The sequence below is a fragment of the Psychrilyobacter sp. genome (genome assembly GCF_049671765.1).
Taxonomy (GTDB): domain Bacteria; phylum Fusobacteriota; class Fusobacteriia; order Fusobacteriales; family Fusobacteriaceae; genus Psychrilyobacter.
In genome coordinates this window covers 1-2,611 of sequence record NZ_JBATVM010000003.1, presented here as the reverse complement: position 1 = coordinate 2,611, position 2,611 = coordinate 1, and the positions used below count along the sequence as shown (strand labels likewise).

2 protein-coding genes and 2 pseudogenes are annotated in these 2,611 nt (G+C 28.0%); 1 reads left to right on the top strand and 3 read right to left on the bottom strand.

The window, feature by feature from the left end:
• Positions 1–315: 315 nt before the first annotated feature.
• The 3 genes and pseudogenes from WBG30_RS00125 to WBG30_RS00115 all read right to left on the bottom strand — a co-directional run.
• Positions 316–777 carry a hypothetical protein gene (locus WBG30_RS00125; protein ID WP_424502612.1) on the bottom strand — a complete coding sequence of 154 codons (462 nt, stop codon included), beginning with the start codon at positions 775–777 and terminating at the stop codon, positions 316–318.
• Position 778: 1 nt separating this feature from the next.
• Positions 779–1,093 carry a hypothetical protein gene (locus tag WBG30_RS00120; RefSeq protein ID WP_424502611.1) on the bottom strand — a complete coding sequence of 105 codons (315 nt, stop codon included), beginning with the start codon at positions 1,091–1,093 and terminating at the stop codon, positions 779–781.
• 54 nt (positions 1,094–1,147) lie between these two features.
• Positions 1,148–1,297 (bottom strand): annotated as a pseudogene (locus tag WBG30_RS00115) (helix-turn-helix domain-containing protein); the annotation flags it as partial.
• Between the two features lie 1,075 nt (positions 1,298–2,372).
• On the opposite strand from WBG30_RS00115, the pseudogene WBG30_RS00110 reads away from it, so the two are divergent.
• Positions 2,373–2,611 (top strand): annotated as a pseudogene (locus WBG30_RS00110) (hypothetical protein); the annotation flags it as partial.

Here is a 2,611-nt window from a genome sequence, read left to right as displayed (position 1 = left end):
AAAAGTACAATCATAAATACCTTCTCTGTTGAATTGAAATCCTTTCTTTCCAGTACACTCCTAATATGAATAATTGGATCAGATTTATTTTTTATAAGCATAAATTTCACCTCCAATCTATATAATTAATCATACGGGTAATTCATGAATTATCCTAAGACCTTTTTGGAACACCGAGATTCAACGAGGCAAGATGAGAGATTCACAGAGTTTTCTTCGTGTACTCTCTTCTTTCCCCTCAGTGTATCTCCGTGTCCAAGGTTTTTCTCTTATCTTTTCATTTTCAATTGTACATTATCAATTATCCATTGTTTTTTACTCCTCACACTTTCCCTCTATATCCACTATTATCTTCAAATAAAGTAGATACAGGGTAAGGACAAAATAGATGAATTCATATTTATTCTCAAAAACTTCATCCTTTAAACTTTGGAATATCAATTTTTCTAGATGAAAGAACTCCTCCTCTACAATTTTATTTTTAGGGATAAATCTCTGTCTGGCTTTCATAAAAGTTTCCCAGTATTTTTGACTAAATAAAACTTCTAAATTTTCATCTATAGCCGATTGAAAAGCCGGTGTATAGTCTTCCACTATCTCACAGAAAACACCCTTTGTAGGAATATTCATCCCACATAACTTTTGTCTTTTTATCAGGTTAAAGTAGTGAAATATTTCGTGATTTCTTACCCTCTCTTCTTTAGTTTTATTTTTTCTAGAACTTAGAAGAAATGGTAGAATAAATTCTGCTATTCTTGTTATCTCCCAAGTCCCCACCCTACTCACCGGTATCTGTGTAGTTATCGATGTAATATTGGTATGCTTCTACTTCTATCATTCTAGTTTCCAAATTTTCGATGGTAGTTTCTGCTCTGTCTATTTCTTTTTGTACTGTGTCTTTCCATTCTGCATAATCAGTGTAGTTAGAATAATCTGGCATAGGTTCTCCTGCTGTTTCTTTTCCATTTAGAAGTTCTAGAGTAGCTTTGTCATCAGCTATTTCTTTTAAGTATGCATCCTTTTTCTCATAAGTTTTTAGTACTCTGACAATAATTTCCAACAACAATCGTTTCTTTTCAGTTGTACTTTTCATGACTTTACCTCCTTGGAATTTTAAAAAAACAATAAGCCGTACCATATATTATAATTAACTATAATAGTTATATAGTTTTAAAAAAATGAGAATATCCGATCTTTTTATCAGATGAACTCTTCCGATTCTTTTACTTTTTAACTGGCTCTTATAGATATACCTTCTAACTGTAGTTTGATCTACTCCTAATATATTAGAGAGATCGACTACAGTAAAAACTTTTTTCCTGTTTTCATAATTTTTGACTCTACATAATTCATAGGACTCATCCTCCTTTTTTCTTTTTGTCGCAGATTATTATAGATTATTAAAATCTCTCAACGCAGAGGCTCAGAGATCAGAGAGTTCCACAGAGGTTTCTCCATGTACTCTAGTTTTTTCTCTGTGTATCTCAGTATCCAAGTTATTTTTCTTTTTTAATTGTCAATTGTTTCTTCGTGTATGCCATTTACATCCTTATTTCGTTTCCTTACTTCTTTAGTAAAGTATTCAACGAAAATATTGAAATGTCAAGTCCCGTGCACGTTGACGTGCAGAGGAGGTCCAAAAAAAAAGGAAAACTTTAAACTATTTAGAATATTTATATAAACTACAAAGTAAAATTAGAATTGATTTTATATAACTCTTAATTTTATTGGGCTCGAACAATTTTTGCTTCTTTTAATTGTCTTAAAAAATAAATTTTTAAAAAAAATTAAAATATTCAGATTTTTTTGTAAAAAAAAAGAGATATCATCTCTTTTAGAATTAAAACTATTTCTTTTTTCTCTTAAAAAAATCCAACACAGAGGTTTTTTGTTTTTTGATTTTTTAAAATGAAATTTATAGCTGTTGCACTAAGACCCTCTCTCCCGTGGCGACGAATATTAAAAATTTCCTATCACTTTTTTCACTTAAATTTTAATTAATCAACTACAAATAAAAAGCAAAAATACATCTATAAATTAAACATTATGAATGGACTATAACTCATTTTTTAGTTATTCATATTTAAAAATTTTGTATTTTTTTATAAAAGTAAGAATATAAACCCCAAAAATAAAAGTTACAAAAAACCCTTTTTTTATAGCCTAAAAAAAAATTATATCTCCTTTTCCAAACATTTAACTTTTTTAAAAATAAATTTAACATTAAAAATCCCCTCTGTTTCAAATGTTTTTATTTATTTATTTTAGTATTTTTAACTTTATTTTAGTTTTTTATTCTCCATAAGGTATTAAAGTAGTTGGAAATGTTGTATAATTTAAGTCGAACTATCCTATTTTTAAGGAGTAAATATATGTATTATTTTGATAATGCTTCTACAACTTTTCCAAAGGTAGAGGCTGTATACGATAAAACAATGGAAATCTATAAAAATTTAGGTGTAAACTTCACTAGAAATAGATCTAATAAAAGTGAAGAAGCCAATAATATAAAAAAAATATTAATTAAAAACCTAAAAAAAATATTCTCTTCTAATGGAGATATAATTTTAAATTCCTCTGCTACATTTTCTCTCAACGAAATCCTAAGAGG